Genomic DNA, 17,979 nt, shown 5'->3' with positions numbered 1-17,979 from the left:
AACCCCCGGCCGGGTCCGTCAGTCGTCGGTCGTCAGCTGCGGATCCCAGTCCGGACCGAGGCGGTGCTGCAGCCACTCCCGCAGGGCGGGGCCGTATTCCTCTCGTTCCAGTGCGAAATCGACCGCAGCACGAAGATAACCGCCCGGGTTGCCCAAGTCGTGGCGCGACCCACGGTGCACCACGACATGAACCGGATGTCCCTCGGCGATCAGCAGTGCGACCGCGTCGGTGAGTTGCAGTTCGCCGCCCGCGCCGGGCTCGATGCGGCGCAGCGCGTCGAAGATTGCGCGGTCCAGCAGGTACCGGCCCGCGGCCGCGAACGTCGACGGCGCGTCGGCGAGCGCGGGCTTCTCCACCATCCCCTTGACGCGCAGCACATTCGGGTTCACCGCGTCCGGCACCGGCGCGACGTCGAACACGCCGTAGGCGCTGACCTCGTCCTTGGGGACGTCGATGGCGCACAGCACCGTTCCGCCGCGCTTGCGGCGCACCCGGCACATCACGTCGAGCACGCCGCGGGGCAGCACCAGGTCGTCGGGCAGGAGGACGGCGATGACGTCCTCGTCGTCATCGAGCGCCCGCTCGGCCTGGGCGACCGCGTGCCCGAGCCCGAGCGGCTCCTCTTGCACCACCGACGTGACATCCAGCAGCCCCGGCGCCTTGCGCACCTTCTCGAGCAGCTTGAACTTGCCGCGCTCGGCCAGCGTGCTCTCCAGCACCAAGTCCTCGACGAAGTGCGCGACCACGCCGTCCTTACCCGGGGACGTGACGATCACCAGCCGCTCGGCGCCGGATCCGGCCGCCTCGGCGGCGACCAGCTCGATGCCGGGGGTGTCCACCACCGGAAGAAGTTCCTTGGGCACCGTCTTGGTCGCGGGCAGGAACCGTGTCCCGAGCCCGGCCGCGGGGACCACGGCCGTGCGGAAGCACGATTCCGCCGCCGCGGCACCGGGCTGTCCGGCCTTTGCTGTCATACGCATACCCTATCCATCCATCACGCCGCCGGGATCGGCGTCGCGCCGTCCCGGTCCCGGGGTGAGCCTATGGTGATCACTGTGAAGATGCCCGGCGAGCGCGATAAACATGCATGGCGCATCGAACTGCTCGCCCGAAGGGCTGTGATGCCTGCCACGGAGCGGGAAAAAGAGGCGTTCGCCCTGGCCACAGCGGTCGGCGCGATGGGTGCCCATGGGTGGGTCTGCGCGTATGTGCCGGTGGCCGGGGAACCGGGATCACCGGCGATGCTGGACGCGCTGCGGGCCGGTGGCGCGCGGGTGCTGTTGCCGGTCACCGGGCCGCCGGGGCCGCTGAGCTGGGCCGAGTACACCGGTTCGAACGGTCTGCGCCGAGCCCGCTACGGGTTGCTGGAACCCTCCGGCGCCGTCCTGCCGCCAAGCGCCGTCGGCCGGGCCGACCTGATCCTGGTTCCCGCTCTCGCGGTGGACCTGCGCGGCGTGCGGCTCGGCCGCGGCGCCGGCTACTACGACCGCACGCTGTCCGCCGCGCGGCCGGACGCCCGGCTGGTCGCGGTGGTCCGGGACGACGAGCTGCTCGACCGGCTCCCCGAGGAACCGCACGACCTGCGCATGGGTTGGGCGCTCACGCCGCGCGGCGGACTGCGCCGGCTCGGCGACGATTACCCTGGGGAATGAAACACCGATTGGCGGTGTTGGCACTGTCGGCTGTAGAGTGCCAGATCGACGAACACCGCGGAGGATCCTGTGCCTACTTACTCGTATGCGTGCACCCAGTGTGACAACCGCTTCGACATCGTTCAGTCCTTCACGGACGAGGCGCTGACCGTGTGCTCGGAGTGCTCTGGGAAGCTGCGCAAGCTGTTCAACTCGGTCGGCATCGTCTTCAAGGGCAGCGGCTTCTACCGCACCGACAGCCGCGGCGGCTCCACCACCGCGAGCGAGCCCGCCAAGTCCGACAGCGGCAAGTCCGACAGCAGCTCGAGTTCGTCCTCGGATTCCGGCTCGTCGAGCGGCTCCACAGCCGCCGCCAGCACGGCCGTCGCCGGCTGATCCGACGGTTTTCCCCAACCGATCATCTGTCCACAGCCCGCCGTGATCCGGGCCGGAGGGGTGCACGCCCGGCCATAGGATCCGGCCATGACTCGTGCACTCGTCGACCTCGGCCGCGGCGGCTGGAACCCCTCGGGCTGGCAACGACCGCGCTGGGCCGACGCCGTTCTCGCTCGACGACTGCTGGCCGCCGCGCTCGCCGCAGTCGCGGCGCTCCTCTTCCTCCGTGGCGACCCGGACACCGAACGCACGACGGTCGTCGTGGCCGAGCGGGATCTCGCGCCCGGACGCCTGCTCGAAGCAGGTGACCTGCGCTCCGCGCCGCGCGAAGCGGGCACGCTGCCCGCGGGCGCGGTCGCCGATCCCGCCGAACTCGTCGGCGCGACGCTGACCGGCGCCATGCGGCGGGGCGAGGTCTTCACCGATCTGCGCGTGGTCGGTCCACGCCTGGCCGCGGCGGCGACCGGTGCGCGCGAGGCGCGCATCGTGCCCATCCGCCTCGCCGACACGGCGGTCGCCGACATCCTGCGCGCGGGCGATCGCGTCGACGTGATCGGTGCGGAGGACGCGAACGGAGGCGGTACCCGGCCTGCCCGCACCCTGGCCACCGACGCCGCCGTCATCCTGGTCTCCCGTGCCGGTGACGGACGCCAAGCCGCCGAACGCGTGGTCTTGGTCGCGATGGACGCCGAGCATGCCACCGTCGTGGCCGGGGCGTCTCTGCGCACCGCTCTAACGGTCGTCTTTCACTGACCCGCCGAACCCGCCCGTGCCGCAAGCGAAACGGGCCCGTCATCGGACGGGCCCGTTCGCGTTGTGCGAGTGGTGATCCGGCTCAGCCGAGGCTGAAAGGCGCTCCCCACAACGTCACCCAGGTGATGACATTGTCGGTCTCGACCTCGACACTGACAAAGGCGCGCGCCTGGGCGTAGCCCGCGCAACCGTTCAGACCGATGGTCTCATCGGCCCACGTCACCGAGCCGCTCGTGCCCCTGAACGCATTACGAGTCTTGTGGGTCTCGTTGCCGAAGTCATCGGCCTGCTCCAAATCCAGCACATAGAACGACTTCGCCTGGCCCGGGCCCAGCGAGAGATTGCCGCCGGAGTTCGCGCCAACACCACCGGTGACGTTCTGGCCGTCGCTCCAGTCCACATTGCCGTCCACACCACCGGTCGCACCGCCGCCGGCAATGTTCACCTGGCAACCCACGGTATAGCCGGGGAAGATCTTGCCCCCGGCCGTACCCGAAAGCTCCACTTGCGCGCTTCCGGAGACCCAGGCGTTGCGATGCAAAGGCGTCGAACCCATGGACGGACTGATGTTGGCCGACTCCCCGACCAGACGGATGGTCACGACAGTGCCATCCGACAACGTCTTGGTGAGTTCCCCGCCCGGCAGCGGCACGAACGTGTCGGCGTTCGCCGCACCGGTCGAGAGCAGACCTACCGCGATGGCCGCGGACGCGCACAGCCCGGCCGCGCGCGCCAGTTTTTTACGATCGAACATGATGGTATTCCCCTAAAGAATCGAGTTCGCCTCGGCGAAAAGAGATTTGATAGATCCGACCCGCGTCAGCCGATGCTGAACGGCATCCCGTAAAGGGTGGTCTTCGAGTAGTGATCGCCGATGATCTCGACGACCGTGTACGAACGCGCCTGCGCGTAACCCGCACACCCTTGGATCTGAATCTCGGCATCCTGATATTCCACCGAGTACACACCCGGCTTCAGAATGTCCTTGTAATCGATCTGAACGAACTTGACCTCACCGGGACCGAGGTTGATGCCGATCGAACCACCGGCGCTCGCGCCACTGAGGTTGACACTGCCCGACACACCCGCGGAAATGGCGTCGTCGGCGATGCTGACCTGGCAGCCGACGATGTAACCGGTGCTCAACTGCGAAGCACCGTGGGTGGACGAATTGTTGGTTCCGGGGTTTCCGGTCGGACCGTTGTTGGGGCCGATCTCGCCTTCCGGCGTGACGGCCACATCGGCGATGGCGTTCCCCGAAACCCACACGACACGGCCGGCACCGTTCGCGGCAAGGGATGGGGAGATCAGGGCGCGCTCACCGGTACGAGCGATGTTCACGCCGGGGCCTGCCTTGTGACCGTCCGGCAACGGTACGAAGACATCGGCATTGGCTGCACCGGTCGACAACAGACCGGTGGCTACGGCCGCCGCGGCGGCGGCGCCCGCGACGCGGACGCCTCGAGACAGACCGTTGATGCGGTACTTGCTCATGTTTTTCCTCATCAGGTTGCATCCGCCCGCCCCAGGGTGTCGAGGCGGGACGTGTCCCTCCAAAGCCGACGGGGCGCGTGATGGAATGTGCTGTCCATCAAGCGATCCGCCGACCATCGCGTCATCGAGCGATCTCGGACGAAACAATGCTATTCGGTATCAACCAGACTTTTCCGGAAATTCGGGCAATTCGTCTCGCGAAGTAAGGGATCCGACTAGGATCCCATAGCCGTTGAGGACCAATGGAATTCATGACGAAATGGACCCGCCGCAATGCGAGGGGTCCATTTCATCGGCAGCTACGGGTTTTTCACCCGCAGTTCACTCAGCCGAGGCTGAAAGGCTGTCCCCACAACGTCACCCAGGTGATGACATTGTCGGTCTCGACCTCGACACTGACAAAGGCGCGCGCCTGGGCGTAGCCCGCGCAACCGTTCAGACCGATGGTCTCATCGGCCCACGTCACCGAACCGCTCGTGCCCCTGAACGCATTACGAGTCTTGTGCGTCTCGTTGCCGAAGTCATCGGCCTGCTCCAAATCCAGCACATAGAACGACTTCGCCTGGCCCGGGCCCAGCGAGAGATTGCCGCCCGAGTTGGCACCCACACCACCGGTGACGTTCTGGCCGTCGCTCCAGTCCACATTGCCGTCCACACCACCGGTCGCACCGCCACCGGCAATGTTCACCTGGCAGCCGACGGTGTAACCCGGGAAGATCTTGCCGCCGGCCGCGCCGGAGAGTTCGACCTGCGCGCTTCCGGAGACCCAGGCGTTGCGGTGCAAAGGCGTCGAACCCATGGACGGGCTGATGTTGGCCGACTCCCCGACCAGACGGATGGTCACGACGGTGCCGTCCGACAACGTCTTGGTGAGCTCGCCACCCGGCAGCGGCACGAACGTGTCGGCGTTCGCCGCACCGGTGGAGAACAGGCCCATGGCGATGGTGGCAGCGGCGCCGACGCCGGCCATCCGCGCCAGGTTCTTACGGTTGATCATGGTTGATATCCCTCGAGGGTTGAGTCCGCTTCAGCGGGAAGATGGTTCGTTGGTTTCGACAGACGTCAGCCGATGCTGAACGGCATCCCGTAGAGGGTGGTCTTCGAGTAGTGATCGCCGATGATCTCGACGACCGTGTACGAACGCGCCTGCGCGTAACCCGCGCAGCCCTGGATCTGAATCTCGGCATCCTGGTACTCGACGGAGTACACACCCGGCTTGAGGATGTCCTTGTAATCGATCTGAACGAACTTCACTTCGCCGGGGCCGAGGTTGACACCGATCGAACCGCCCGCGCTCGCGCCGCTGAGGTTCACGCTGCCCGACACACCCGCGGAGATCGCGTCGTCGGCGATGCTGATCTGGCAGCCGACGATGTAACCGGTGCTCAACTGCGACGCACCGTGCGTCGAGGAATTGTTGGTTCCGGGGTTTCCGGTCGGACCGTTGTTGGGGCCGATCTCGCCTTCCGGCGTCACGGTGACGTCGGCGACCGCGTTGCCCGATACCCAGACCACGCGACCGGCGCCGTTGGCAGCCAGCGACGGCGAGATCAGGGCCCGCTCTCCGTTCCGGGTGATCGTCACGCCGGGTCCCACCTTCTGGCCGTCCGGCAACGGCACGAAGGTGTCGGCATTGGCGGCACCGGTCGAAAGCAGGCCCAAGGCAACAGCCGCGGCAGCGCCGACGCCCGCGACGCGGGCACCGCGGCGCAGACCATTGGTGCGGTTCTCGCTCATACTTCCCCTCATCAGGTTCAAACAGTCAACCTCGACCATCGAGGCTGGACAGTGGTCCTCTCAGGCCCAGCTCAGTGTGTCGCCTCTTTGTTGCCGACGTGTAACCGGCCGTTATTTCGGCGCAACGAACCAGCTGGCGACGGAACCGAGCCGAGTTCCGCCGTCCGGGTTTGGTGCGGGCCGGGTTCCCACGATTGCGGGCCCGATTGCGAGTGGCTCGATGGGGAGATTAAACGTTCGATAACGACGCCCGCAACGTGACGTTTCGTAAAGTTCAAGGTGAGCTACATCACAGTTGCGCACATTTGAATATGGCTTGACGTGCATAAATGCGGGATCGCTACAGCCGATGGAAACAATGAGCCGAGATGACGGCACAGGAGCGCCAGTGGCCGGATACGGGACAGGGCCGTAGCGGAATCGCCCCGGTTGGTTCCGAGCGGAAATGATCACGGGTGGATTACGGAGGCCGTGAGCATGATTACGTAGCTACTACGTAGATAACGGGCTAGCCGTGATGCGGGGGTATCTGGGCGCGCAGCCAATCGTCCGGCGACCGGACGTCGTCGCGCTCGTCGCGCTCGTCGGCGGTGGTGTCGGGCAACGTGTCGCCGAAGATCTTCGCCAAGCGCGCGGCATCCCTCGCCCGGCGCGCAGCCGGGCGAGGGTCCTCAGCAGGTGTGGGCGCGGGGATTATTCGACCAATCCGGAGAGCTCACCGATCACCCGGCTGGCGAGCGGGCCGAGCGTCGCCATGCCGTCCCGGATGGCGGAACGGGTGCCGGGCAGGTTGACCACCAGGGTGCTGCCGGACACGCCTGCCACACCGCGGGACAGTCCCGCGTCCAGCGAGCCGGCCACCCGGCCGGAGGAACGAAGGGCTTCGCTGATTCCGGGCAACTCGCGGTCGAGCACCTGCGAGGTGGCCTCCGGCGTCACGTCGCGCGGGGACATGCCGGTGCCGCCGACGGAGATCACCAGATCGACGCCGCCGATCACTGCCGTGTTGAGCGCGTTGCGGATCTCCACCTCGTCGGCCTGGACCGACACCGACGCGTCCACGAGGAAACCCGCCTCGGTGAGCAGCTCGGTGACCAGCGGACCGAGCGAGTCAACACCTCCATGCGCCGTTCGATCGTCGACGACCACCACCAGAGCACGCCCCGCCACAGGAGCATCGATTTCCATGCTGCTCACCGTAGCGCCTGCGTCCAGCAACTCGGCGGCCGCGCCGAGAACGTCGGCGTCGACATCGATCACCGGGACCCGTCCGCCGGGCACCGCGCGCATCATCGGCCGCCGTCCGCGGGCGCGCCGGAGAGGGTCACCTCGACGGTCTTGGGGTTGTTGCCTTGATCGTCGGTGTAGGTGATCTTCACCTTGTCTCCTGGTTGATGGGAGCGGACCGCGGCGACGAGCGCGTTGCCGGAGTCGATCGGGCGGTCGTCGAGCTTCGTCACGACCGCCCCCGGCGGCACGCCCGCGCGCGCGGCGGGACCGTCCGGCGTGACGTCGCGGACTTTCGCGCCGGAAACCTGCTGGGCCGGGTCCTGCTGACGCGACACCGTGATCCCGACTTGCGCGTAGGTGGCCTTGCCGGTCTTGATCAGTTCGTCGGCCACCCGGCGCGCCTGGTCGACGGGGATCGCGAACCCGAGCCCGATCGACCCGGTCTGGCCACCCGTCGTCTCGGTGGGCCCGAGCGTCGCGATGGCGGTGTTGATGCCGATGAGCTTGCCGCTGCCGTCCACCAGCGCGCCACCCGAGTTCCCCGGGTTGATCGCGGCATCGGTCTGGACAGCGTCGATCACCGGGCTGACCGCGGCGCCGGACTCGTTTCCGTCGCCGCTGGTCACGACGGGACGGTTCAGTGCCGACACGATGCCCGTGGTGACCGTGCCCGCCAGTCCCAGCGGCGAGCCGATCGCCACGACCGGCTGGCCGACCTGCAGGTTCGCCGAGGTGCCCAGCTCGATGGGGGTCAGGCCGCTCTTTCCGGAGACCTTGATGACGGCCAGGTCGGAGACCGGATCGGCGCCGACCAGCGTCGCGGGCGCGCTGCTGCCGTCGGAGAACACGACCTCCATCCTGGCGTTCGGCCCGCCGCCCGCGGCCACGTGATTGTTCGTCAGGATCAGGCCGTCGGAGGACAGCACCACGCCGGAGCCCTCCCCCTCGACCTTGCTGCTGGCCACTTTGATCATCACCACGCTGGGCAGCACCTTCTGCGCGACCGCCTGGGTGGAACCGGCCGGAGCGTTCACGGCGTTGCTCACGTTCGGCTTCGGCGCGTCCAGGGCGTTGGTCACCGGGGCTCGACCGTCGTCACCATGCGTGACCAGCGCGCCGACCGCACCGCCGACACCACCGCTGACCAGTGCGAGCACGACGGCGCCCGCGGCCAGGCCGGCGCGGAACGGACGCCGGGCCGGTGCGGGCGCGGCGCCGAAGGCCAGGCCGTGCGGTTGCGTGGCGTCGTTCGGGGGAGCGAAGGACGGCGGATATCCCGGGAAGGGCGCGGCCGGATGGTGCTGCGGCGGGAACTGGGCGGTGGGATGCTGTGCTTCCCGCGGACCGTAACCGGGAGCGTGCGCCTCTCCTGGCCCGAACGCGCCCGCGTCCGGCGAACCCGGCTCCCGGCGATCCTTCGAATCCTCGGTCATGGACTCCTCGTTTCTGCTCACGTCTCGACCAGGGTGGCCACGGCGACTGAGAGCGGACTGAGACCGTGCTTTCAGTTTTCCGAGAGCTGCGCAGCCGGGGCGCAAAAGAACCACCGACAACTTGATGTCTCAAATCCTGCGGCAAACCACTCGGAGCATTGTCCGAAATACCCCACCGGCGATGAATATTCCGCACAGAACTCGACATTGTGTCGGAAATGAAGTTCCGTCGCCCGGTATTGGCTCAATCCGACGCCGGCGCGCCCGGCTCGCCCGGCAACACGATGCGCACCACGGTACCGCCGCGCTGCGAGGTATCGATGGCGATGGTGCCGCCGTGTTTGGTCACCACCTGCTTGACGATCGCCAGCCCGAGACCCGAGCCCGGCATCGACCGCGACGACATCACCCGGTAGAAGCGCTCGAACACCAACTCCCGCTCCGCCGGCGGGATACCGGGACCGGCGTCATCGATGGACAACTCGAGCAGGCCCGGACCGCTCTCCCGCATGAGGATGCGCACCTGCGCGCCCGCCGGGCTCCACTTGGCCGCGTTGTCCAGCACGTTCAGCACCGCCCGAGCCAAGCCCGCCTCGTGCCCGTAGACGAACCACGGGCGCAGATCGGCGACGAATTCGATGCCGGCCCGGCGGCGGCGGGCGCGCTCGAGGGCGCGCTCCACGACCTCTCCCAGATCCACCCGCTCGTAGACGGTTTCCGGCGCGTCCTCCCTGGCGAGATCGACAAGATCGCCCACCAGCGTCGACAACTCCTCGATCTGGGCCATCACGTCGGCGCGCAGTCCGGCCATGTCCTCGTCCGGTATGCGCGGAGCGCCGGGCCGGCTGGACGCGATGAGCAACTCCATATTGGTCCGCAGCGAGGTCAGCGGCGTGCGCAGTTCGTGCCCGGCGTCGGCGACCAGCCTGCGCTGGCGATCGCGCGACTCGGTGAGCGCGCGCAGCATCGTGTTGAAACTCTCTGTGAGCCTTGCCAGTTCGTCGTCACCGGTGACCGGGATCGGAGTCAGGTCGTCGGTGCGGGCGATCCGCTCGGTGGCCGCCGTCAGCCGCGCGATGGGCCGCAGCCCGGTCCGGCCGACCGCCGTGCCCGCCGCGGCGGCCAGCACGACGCCGCAACCGCCGACGACGAACAACAGCCAGGCGAGCCGGTCGAGCACCTCCCGGGTGCGGTCCAGCCGCTGCGAGATCACCAGCGTGGCACCCGTGTTGGTGTACACCGCCAGCACGCGCTGATTGCCGTCGGTGCGCAGCGACGAACTGCGCTCGCCGCGCGCGACGGCCAACTCCTGCGGGCCGACCGGCGGATCGGTGGATTGCGGCGGCAGCCAGCGCCGGAGGTCGGGGTAGATCAGCGCGATGCCGGTGTCGTCGTAGAACGCGGCGGCGACCATCAGGTTCAGGTTGTTGAAGCCGTACGGGTTGCTGGCGATCACCGCCGTGGACCGGCTGCGCAACTGGGCGTCCACGTCGTCGTACAACGCGCGCGCCACCAGCGCGTAGGCCGCGATCGAGGTGACCGCCACCGCGATCGCCACGACGGACGCGGCCAGCAGGGTCACCCGCCACCGCAGCGAGACCGTCCGCGTCAGCGGCATGGGCGGGCGCATATCCGAGGGCTCGGGCGGGCGCTGTCCGAGGGCGGCGACGACGGGGCGCCTGGGCGGGGTTCGTGCCATGACCGCGGACCTACGGCGGCGTTTCACGCAGCACATAGCCGACGCCGCGCACTGTGTGGATCAGCCGCGGCTCGCCCTCGGCCTCGGTTTTGCGACGCAGATAACCGATGTAGACCTCGAGCGCGTTTCCCGAGGTCGGGAAATCGTAGCCCCAGACTTCCTCGAGAATGCGGCTGCGGGTGAGCACCCGGCGCGGGTTCGCCATCAGCATTTCCAGCAATGAGAACTCGGTGCGGGTGAGACTGATCTGCCGCGCGCCGCGGGACACCTCGCGAGTCACCGGGTCCAGCGACAAGTCGGCGAACTTCATTGCCTCGGAGGCGTCACCCGGAGCCGCGGACGTGCGGCGCAGCAGCGCGCGCAACCTGGCCAGCAGTTCCTCCAGTGCGAAAGGCTTCGGCAAATAGTCGTCCGCCCCGGCGTCGAGGCCCGCGACCCGCTCCGATACCGAATCTCGCGCGGTGAGAACCAGAATCGGCAAATCATCGCCGGTGCTGCGGAGCCGACGGCAGACCTCGAGCCCGTCGAGCCGGGGCATCATGACGTCCAACACGAGCGCGTCGGGTCGCTGGACGGTTGCCTTCTCCAGCGCGTCCACACCGTCCACCGCGAGGTCGACGGAGTAGCCGTTGAAGGTGAGCGACCGGCGCAGCGATTCCCGGACCGCCCGGTCGTCGTCGACCACCAGAATGCGCATGCCACCAGTTTGACCGCACCGACTGAGAGGTAACTGAGAGGGCGCTCTCGACACGCCGAGGCGCGGACCCGCGGCAACCCTCGGCGCGTCGCACTCGTCAACCCCGGGTGACCAGGGCCTTCCACGGCCCTGCCGAGAAGTTGACGCGTCCCTTACGCATTTCCACCGCGAAACACGTTCTCTATAGCCATATTCGGTAAATTGCGGAGCGGCTCCCCCGGATTGCCGATGCCCCCTCTGCACGGTATGTTCCGTGCGGTAAAAAGAAGACCTCTAGTTGGTTCTTTGCGGGTTGAATCAATACCGAACAGCCACGCGCGCCCGAGGTCACTGGTGAAGCGGAGGCGACGGAAGCGGATGGAAGCTGCACCGCGGTCCTGGCAATTCAGCCTGTCGAACTGGTCGGTCACCCGCAAGGTTGGCGTGGTGCTGGTGCTTCCGGTGCTGCTGGCCACCGTCTTCGCCGTGCTCCGCATCAACAACGAACTGCGCACCATGGCGCAGTTGGACGCGGCGACCGAACAAGCCATCATCATCCGGCCGATCGTCAAGTTCGGTTCGGCCACCGAGCAACTGGGCGTCACCGCGACCGCCACCTGGGGCAACACCGCGGACCCGCAGACCGACGCCGCGCTGACGAAGTTCGACCAGGCGCTGGCCGAATTGGAAGCCGCCCTGCAGACCACCAAGGTCAGCGGCCGGGTCACCTCCGAACTCGCCTCGGCCATCGCCACCGGCACCACGATGCGCAACAGCTTGCGCAACGGCTCGCCCGCCATGGTCGGCGAGCAGTCCGACGAGATCATGGTCCGCATCGGCAACGCGCTCGCGCTGTCGCCGTCGGTGGACGACCTGGTCATCCAGCGGTACTTCCTGCAGCTGGCGTCGGTGCAGACCGCCCGGCGCGTGCTCACCCAGCAGCGCATGCTGATCGGTTCGCCGGACGCGGGCCGCAACCCGAGCGTGCGGCCCCGCGTGCTGGTCGCCGCGGGCGCCGAGATCACCATGATCTACCAGTACGCGCAGATCCTGCCGGACTACGCGGGCAACATGCGCCCGCTGCTGGACGCGGTGCAGACCCGTCTGGGCACCTTCAGCCAGAACGTGGCCGACCCGGCATCGAATCCGGCCGTCATCGACTCGCTGCTGGTCAGCTCGGACACCTACGAGAAGACCACCGCGCAGCTGATCGACACCATCGACGGCGCGCTCGCCGCCCGCACCACCGAAGCTCAGGCCGGTGCGCTGCGGGAGACGACGATCGTCATCGGCATGCTGCTCGCGGGCCTGGCCTTGGCCCTGTCGGTGGCGCGCACCCTGGTCGTCCCGGTCCGCCGCCTGCGGCGGGACGCGCTCGAGGTGGCGCACATCAAGCTGCCCGACGAACTCGCCGTGGTGCGCGCGGGCGGCACCACCCCGGAGATCACCCCGGTCGCCGTGCACACCACCGACGAGATCGGCCAGCTGGCCCGCGCCGTGGACGAGATCCACGAGCAGGCGCTCAACCTCGCCGCCGACCAGGCCCGCCTGCGCCTGCAGATCGGCAACATGTTCGAGACGCTGTCGCGCCGCAGCCAATCGCTGGTCGAACAGCAGTTGGCGCTGATCGAGGACCTCGAACACGACGAGGACGACACCGACCGGCTGCAGAGCCTGTTCCGCCTCGACCACCTGGCCACCCGCATGCGCCGCAACGGCGACAACCTGCTGGTGCTCGCCGGTACCGCGCTGCGCCGCGGACAGCTGCACCCGGTGCCGCTGTCGGACATGCTGTGGAGCGCGGTCTCCCAGGTCGAGGACTACCAGCGCGTCGAGATCGGCGCGGTGCCCGACGGCATCGTCGCGGGCGAGCCCGCCGTCGACATCGAGCACCTGCTCGCCGAGCTGATCGACAACGCGCTGCGTTATTCGCCGCCGACCACGCCGGTCACCGTGATGGTGTCGCGCGCCGTCGACGGCGGCTACCTGATCGAGATCACCGACCGCGGCCTCGGCATGTCCCTGGAAGACCTGCAGACCACCAACGACCGGCTGGCCTCCGGTGGTGAGGTCACCGTCGAGACCGCGCGCCGCATGGGCCTGTTCGTCGTCGGCCGCCTGGCCAAGCGCCACACCATCACGGTGAGCCTGCGCCGCACGTCGACGATGGCGCAGCAGCCGGGCATCACCGCCAGCGTGCACCTGCCCGGTGCGCTGGTCGCGCCGCCGATGGACGCCACCGACCCGGCGGGCAAGCCGCTCGACCTCACCGCCGAGCACCAGCTGCCCTCGCTCGCCACCCCGCCCACCGGGGCGCAGCCGCGCAACCTGGTCCCCGTCCCGAGCCTGCCGCAGCGCGACACCGCGCGTTTCGGCGTGACGAGTTCCGGCCTGCCGCAGCGCCGTCCCGCCATCCGCGTCGCCGACGCCCCGGACCAGCCCTCGGTCTCCACGCCGGTCGGCCGGTCGGTCAGCCCGGCGGACCAGCCTGCCACCCAGCCGTGGCCGGTGCTCACCCCGCGCTCGGACGACCGCACCCCGACCGGCCCGTTCGCCCCGGTGACGCCCGCCACCGGCGAGCAGGCCGTCGAGCGGGAGCAGCAGCCCGCGCGCACCGATCTGTGGACCGAGGTCAAGGACGACGAGCCGACCACCGGTCCCACGCCTGCCGTGCCGAGCCAGGCGCCCGCGCCGCAGACCACCGCGCGATCCGGTCTTCCGATCCGGAAGCCGGTCGCCCCCGCCGAACCACCGCAGGAGGCGGCGCCGGATCCCGCGACGGTGACCTCCTCCCGGCTGCAGCCGGTCGCCGGTTCCTCCCCCACCCCCATCTATCAGCGCATGGTCTCGGAATGGCTGGTCGAGCCCTCGACCTCGCCATCGCCGGAAAGCTCGTGGTCCTCGCCTGGTGACGCGGGCTGGCTGGCCGCCGAAGACGCCAGCCATCCGACCACCACCGCGCGCACCGTCGGCGGGCTGCCGATCCGCAGGCCGGGCGCCCAGCTGGTGCCCGGCGGCCTGGCACCGGCGGAGGACGCGGGCACGCGCGATCCGGAAGAAATTCGCAACAACCTGACCAGGCATCTCAGTGGGGTCCGCAGCGGGCGGGCCAATGCGCAGTACAACGACGGAGGGCTTGCATGACCAACGCGAACAACAGCACCACGGACGAGAATCTGAACTGGCTGGTCGCCCGCTTCACCCGAGATGTGCCCGGCGTGTCCCATGCGGTGCTGGTATCGGCGGACGGCTTGTTGCAGGCCACCAGTCCGCATCTGCCCAGCGACCGCGCCGAACAGCTCTCCGCCGTCACCGCCGGACTCGCCAGTCTGTCCATGGGCGCGGCCTCGCTGTTCGACGGCGGCAAGGTGATGCAATCGATCGTGGAGATGCAGCGCGGCTACCTGCTGGTGATGAGCGTCGGCAACGGCTCGCATCTGGCCGTGCTGGCGAACAAGTCGCACGATATCGGCCGCATCGGTTACGAGATGGCACTGCTGGTCGATCGGGTGGGTTCGGTGGTCACCGCGACCGCGCGCACCGCTGTCTGAGTGTGCGATGTCCAATCCATACGGCCCCGGACCACGGCCGACAACGCGCGTCCGGCCCTACGCCCTGACCTCGGGGCGCACCGAACCCGCGATCGACCTGCCTTTGGAGGCGGTCATCGAAACCTTGTCGTACACTGCACATCTCGACTGGCCGACCGGCGACATCCGCACCGAGATATTGCGACTCGGCACGCATCGGCTGTCGGTCGCGGAGATCGCGGCACATCTGGACCGGCCGCTCGGCATGGTCCGAGTGGTGATCGGCGACCTGGTCGTCGACGGCACCATGCGCGTGCATTCGACTTTGACCGAAGAGGCGAGCTATGACGAGCGACGTTCGTTGATGGAGAGGACATTGCGTGGACTCCGCGCCCTATAGGAATTCGGGGCCCAGTGGACATCCCGGGCCAAGTGGGAATCTCGGACCGGGAAGTGCCCCCGGGCCGGACGGCTTCGAGAATCGGGTTGCTTCGACGAAGATCGTCGTCGCGGGCGGTTTCGGCGCGGGCAAGACCACGTTCGTCGGCGCGGTGTCGGAGATCGTTCCGCTGCGCACCGAGGCGATGGTGACCCGCTACTCCGACGGCATAGACGATCTCGCCGAGACGCCGGAGAAGGAGACCACCACGGTCGCCATGGACTTCGGCCGGATCATCCTGCCGGGCAACCTGGTGCTCTATCTGTTCGGCACGCCCGGTCAGCGCCGGTTCTGGTTCATGTGGGACGACCTGATCCGCGGCGCGATCGGCGCGGTGGTGCTGATCGACACCCGGCGGCTGGAGGACAGCTTCGCCGCGGTCGACTTCTTCGAGGCGCGCAAGCTACCGTTCCTGATCGCGGTCAACCGCTTCCCGGACGCGCCGCGCTTCCCCATCGCGGAACTGCGCGAAGCGCTCTCGGTGCGCGAGGGCGTGCCGATCGTGGACATCGACGCGCGCAACGCGATCGAGGTGCGCCAGGCGCTGGCCGCGGTCACCGAGTACGCGATCGCGCAGCTGAAGGCCAGTGAACTGGAAGGAACCGCCCGCCATGCGTGAGGTCGCGGTGCTGGCCGCAGGCGGTGCGTCCGTCGACCAGTTCGCCCTCGGCTACTGGCTGGTCGCGCTGTCGCTGGGCATCTCGGTGCTCGGCGCGGTGGTCGGCCTCGCCTGCATCGTGCACGGCGCGCGCTCGGTCCAGTTCCGGCTCGTGTGGCTGGTCTCGGCGGCGATCTCGCTGGGCGGTGTGGGGGTGTGGCTGGCCACGTCGGTGGCCATGCTCGGCCTGAAGGTGCCGGGTAGCGCGATGCGCTACGACCCGGGCCGGCTGGTCGCGGCCCTGGTGGTGTCCATCGTGGCCGTCTTCGCGGCGCTGCTGATCATCGGGCGCACACCGCGGCTCGCGCTGCTGTTGCCCGGCGGCGCGGTGCTTGGCCTCGGCATCGGCGTCACGCATTATCTCGGCATCGGCTCGCTCGAGATCCAGGGATCGGTCGGCGTGACGGCCTGGCTGACCGTCGTCTCCGCCGTGATCGGGGTGATCACCGCGTCCGCGACGCTGTGGCTGTTCCAGACCATGCGCTTCCCGCTGGCCCGCGCGGCGACCGTGCTGCTGTTCGGCGTCGGCGTGTCCGCCACCTACTACTTGGCGCTGGCCGCGTTGCATTTCGACGTCGACCGGACGGCGAAGGTGCCCGGCGGCATGGAGTTGTTCGACTTCGTGTTCCCGATGTTCGTCATCGGCCTGCTGGCCCTGACCGTGCCGATCTCCGCGGTGCTGATCGCGCCGGATCGCCGCGAGCTGGCCGCCCCGCCGAAGCCGCGACGGCCGAAGCTGGAGCCCGCTCGCTGATCCGGACGCGCGGACTCCTTCGCGACTTCCGGTCCTGATTCGCGGCGCGCTACCGGGCTGCTCGGCCGTTTGTCGCTGATCCGCCCCCGGTGGACGGCCCGGATTCGGTGATGCCGCGGATTCACCCACCGGGCCCACTTACAGTGGAAGCCATGCGTTTCGGTCTCGACTACGCCGCGGGACGTCCGGGGGGCGCGGCGATTCGGGCGGCGGGGTACGACTTCGTGGTGCGGTATCTGTCCGACGGCGGCCCTAGCCTGCCCGGCAAGCTGCTCACCCCGGCCGAGGCGAACGATCTGCGGACGCACGGTGTCTCGATCGTCTCCAATTGGGAGACCACGGCCGCGCGGATGCTCGACGGGTACGGCGCAGGCATCGTGGACGCGCGCGCGGCCCTGGCCCAGGTGCTGCGCTGCGGCGGCCGGGTGGACCGGCCCATCTATTTCTCCGCGGATTTCGATGCCACCGAGCAGGATCAGTTGCGCATCAACGCCTATCTGGACGGTGCGGCGACCGTGCTCGGCCGCGCCGATGTCGGTATCTACGGCGGGTACTGGACGGTCAGTCGCGCCCTGGACGCCGGATACGCGACGTGGGCTTGGCAGACCGACGCCTGGTCCGGCACGAATGTGGAGAGCAGAAGGGCCATTCATCAGACGCGACGCCAGGTGACCGTCGGCGGCGTGCGCTGTGACGTCAACGAGGCCGAGACGATCGATTTCGGCCAGTGGGATTTCGTCGAACGGGAGGATCCGGACGTGACGCCGGAACAAGAGGCAGTGCTGCGCGACATCCAGATCCAATTGCGCGGACCCGACTTGTCGGGCTGGCCGCAGCTGGGCGCCGATGCCGACGGCCGGAATCGGACGCTGGTGGACGGACTGGCCGCTGCGCTGGCCCGAATCGCTGCTCTGGAGCGCGAATCCGCCGAGTTGCGAACGCAAGTTGGCGAATTGCGTACCGAGATCAGCGAACTGGAGGCGACGACGGCCGAGTTGACCGAGCAGGTGCAGCGCTGGAACGGGCGGCACTGGCCGTGGCCGCTGTCGCTGATCGAGGGCCCCGCCGCGCTGGTCGGCGAACAACTGGCGCGGTTGGAGGCGTTGCTGCCGGACCTTCCGGGACTGCCGGGACACGATGGTGACGCGCGCCGGACACCGGGCGGCGAGGACGGGCCGGCGGCGCTGACCTCGAAGAACTGAGTCACACACCGCGCCACGGCCGCATCCGCGCGGTCGGCGGCGGAAGCGCCTCGGGGAGAGTGGAACCCGGCGAGACAGGGCCCGAAATTGGCGATGGACGGGTTCTCTTGGAAACCAAGAGAACCCGCCCTCGACGACGAGGGTACCGGTATCCGGCCGCGAGCGCATCATTTTCGGCGAACTTTTCGTCGGCCAAAAACCTACCGCCCATCCGGATTTCACCACCTGGCTACTCGATCGCAATCGTCCAGCACGCAATAGTGCGACGTGATGCAGGACACATCGGTAGCTGATAAATAGCTGACACGCTCTGTGGTCACCTGAAAATTTTCGCCAGAGGTCGCCG

General features: G+C 68.5%; 18 protein-coding genes. 9 read left to right on the top strand and 9 right to left on the bottom strand.

Features of this window, described 5'->3' with window-relative positions; all coding sequences use genetic code 11:
- Positions 1-18: 18 nt before the first annotated feature.
- Positions 19-975, bottom strand: a complete 957-nt coding sequence (locus tag QMG86_RS02880) for a UTP--glucose-1-phosphate uridylyltransferase (RefSeq protein WP_281877517.1) — start codon at positions 973-975, stop codon at positions 19-21.
- Between the two features lie 69 nt (positions 976-1,044).
- On the opposite strand from QMG86_RS02880, the gene QMG86_RS02875 reads away from it, so the two are divergent.
- The 3 genes from QMG86_RS02875 (at position 1,045) to QMG86_RS02865 (ending at position 2,781) form a co-directional block, all read left to right on the top strand.
- Entirely contained in the window at positions 1,045-1,653 is a 609-nt protein-coding gene (locus tag QMG86_RS02875; RefSeq protein ID WP_281877515.1) for a 5-formyltetrahydrofolate cyclo-ligase, read from the top strand.
- 69 nt (positions 1,654-1,722) lie between these two features.
- Entirely contained in the window at positions 1,723-2,028 is a 306-nt protein-coding gene (locus QMG86_RS02870; RefSeq protein WP_281877514.1) for an FmdB family zinc ribbon protein, read from the top strand.
- A gap of 87 nt (positions 2,029-2,115) precedes the next feature.
- Positions 2,116-2,781, top strand: a complete 666-nt coding sequence (locus QMG86_RS02865; protein WP_281877513.1) for an SAF domain-containing protein — start codon at positions 2,116-2,118, stop codon at positions 2,779-2,781.
- Positions 2,782-2,863: 82 nt separating this feature from the next.
- Here QMG86_RS02865 and QMG86_RS02860 read toward each other — a convergent pair whose 3' ends face one another.
- The 8 genes from QMG86_RS02860 to QMG86_RS02825 all read right to left on the bottom strand — a co-directional run bounded on the left by QMG86_RS02860 (position 2,864) and on the right by QMG86_RS02825 (position 11,071).
- A complete protein-coding gene (locus QMG86_RS02860; RefSeq protein WP_281877512.1) occupies positions 2,864-3,535 on the bottom strand; it encodes an MspA family porin in 672 nt (223 codons plus the stop codon).
- Between the two features lie 65 nt (positions 3,536-3,600).
- Entirely contained in the window at positions 3,601-4,275 is a 675-nt protein-coding gene (locus QMG86_RS02855; protein WP_281877511.1) for an MspA family porin, read from the bottom strand.
- 325 nt (positions 4,276-4,600) lie between these two features.
- Positions 4,601-5,272: an MspA family porin gene (locus QMG86_RS02850; protein ID WP_281877509.1), complete on the bottom strand. Its 672-nt coding sequence runs from the start codon at positions 5,270-5,272 to the stop codon at positions 4,601-4,603.
- 65 nt (positions 5,273-5,337) lie between these two features.
- Positions 5,338-6,012 carry an MspA family porin gene (locus tag QMG86_RS02845; protein WP_281880738.1) on the bottom strand — a complete coding sequence of 225 codons (675 nt, stop codon included), beginning with the start codon at positions 6,010-6,012 and terminating at the stop codon, positions 5,338-5,340.
- 693 nt (positions 6,013-6,705) lie between these two features.
- Positions 6,706-7,200, bottom strand: coding sequence for a MogA/MoaB family molybdenum cofactor biosynthesis protein (locus QMG86_RS02840; protein WP_195044576.1), 495 nt, complete (start codon positions 7,198-7,200; stop codon positions 6,706-6,708).
- Between the two features lie 101 nt (positions 7,201-7,301).
- A complete protein-coding gene (locus QMG86_RS02835; protein ID WP_281877508.1) occupies positions 7,302-8,675 on the bottom strand; it encodes a S1C family serine protease in 1,374 nt (457 codons plus the stop codon).
- 244 nt (positions 8,676-8,919) lie between these two features.
- The gene (locus QMG86_RS02830; protein ID WP_434085525.1) at positions 8,920-10,374 is read right to left on the bottom strand and encodes a sensor histidine kinase; all 1,455 of its coding nucleotides are present in this window, start codon (positions 10,372-10,374) and stop codon (positions 8,920-8,922) included.
- Positions 10,375-10,384: 10 nt separating this feature from the next.
- Positions 10,385-11,071, bottom strand: a complete 687-nt coding sequence (locus QMG86_RS02825; protein ID WP_281877506.1) for a response regulator transcription factor — start codon at positions 11,069-11,071, stop codon at positions 10,385-10,387.
- 357 nt (positions 11,072-11,428) lie between these two features.
- On the opposite strand from QMG86_RS02825, the gene QMG86_RS02820 reads away from it, so the two are divergent.
- From QMG86_RS02820 to QMG86_RS02795, 6 genes are all read left to right on the top strand, one after another.
- A complete protein-coding gene (locus QMG86_RS02820; RefSeq protein WP_281877505.1) occupies positions 11,429-14,194 on the top strand; it encodes a sensor histidine kinase in 2,766 nt (921 codons plus the stop codon).
- Positions 14,191-14,601: a roadblock/LC7 domain-containing protein gene (locus QMG86_RS02815; RefSeq protein WP_039801134.1), complete on the top strand. Its 411-nt coding sequence runs from the start codon at positions 14,191-14,193 to the stop codon at positions 14,599-14,601. The genes QMG86_RS02820 and QMG86_RS02815 overlap by 4 nt, the downstream gene beginning before the upstream one ends.
- Before the next feature lie 7 nt (positions 14,602-14,608).
- A complete protein-coding gene (locus QMG86_RS02810; protein ID WP_040782732.1) occupies positions 14,609-14,980 on the top strand; it encodes a DUF742 domain-containing protein in 372 nt (123 codons plus the stop codon).
- A gap of 100 nt (positions 14,981-15,080) precedes the next feature.
- The gene (locus tag QMG86_RS02805; protein ID WP_039801302.1) at positions 15,081-15,638 is read left to right on the top strand and encodes a GTP-binding protein; all 558 of its coding nucleotides are present in this window, start codon (positions 15,081-15,083) and stop codon (positions 15,636-15,638) included.
- On the top strand, positions 15,631-16,431 hold the full coding sequence (locus QMG86_RS02800) for an MHYT domain-containing protein (RefSeq protein WP_281877503.1): 801 nt from the start codon (positions 15,631-15,633) through the stop codon (positions 16,429-16,431). Before QMG86_RS02805 ends, QMG86_RS02800 begins: the two co-directional genes overlap by 8 nt.
- Before the next feature lie 152 nt (positions 16,432-16,583).
- Positions 16,584-17,633 carry a DUF1906 domain-containing protein gene (locus QMG86_RS02795; RefSeq protein ID WP_281877502.1) on the top strand — a complete coding sequence of 350 codons (1,050 nt, stop codon included), beginning with the start codon at positions 16,584-16,586 and terminating at the stop codon, positions 17,631-17,633.
- Positions 17,634-17,979 lie beyond the last annotated feature (346 nt).

Origin of the sequence: Nocardia sputorum (assembly GCF_027924405.1) — a bacterium.
GTDB lineage: Bacteria > Actinomycetota > Actinomycetes > Mycobacteriales > Mycobacteriaceae > Nocardia > Nocardia sputorum.
Note: the sequence above shows the minus strand (reverse complement) of the source record. Positions and strands in the feature narration are given on the sequence as shown.